Below are 238 nucleotides of genomic sequence, written 5' to 3'. Positions count from 1 at the left end.
CCATCGTATCGCAAAGCTCATACTCGAAACTGTCTACTCCTGCATAACCTCGGTTAGGTGTGTAAACAACCTCATCATCCGACGGATCATTAGTCGTTCCATTGTCATTGATAACAACCGTTCCGTTTTTAGGTTGCGTAACAATAGTCAAAGTTCCTTGCGTAGGTACATGCTCATCATTAGATACTACTTTAACCGTAACAGGTGTATCAACTACCGTCTGTTCAACATCATCTTT

General features: G+C 41.6%; 1 protein-coding gene. It reads right to left on the bottom strand.

All coding sequences use genetic code 11. The features are described from left to right. A partial coding sequence (locus tag CCAND38_RS11855) for an Ig-like domain-containing protein (protein ID WP_042343569.1) occupies positions 1-238 on the bottom strand: 238 nt, incomplete at both ends.

It is taken from the genome of Capnocytophaga canis, from assembly GCF_000827555.1.
Classification (GTDB): domain Bacteria; phylum Bacteroidota; class Bacteroidia; order Flavobacteriales; family Flavobacteriaceae; genus Capnocytophaga; species Capnocytophaga canis.
The sequence above is the reverse complement of the archived record's forward strand: the minus strand, read 5'-3'. Positions and strand labels throughout refer to the sequence as shown.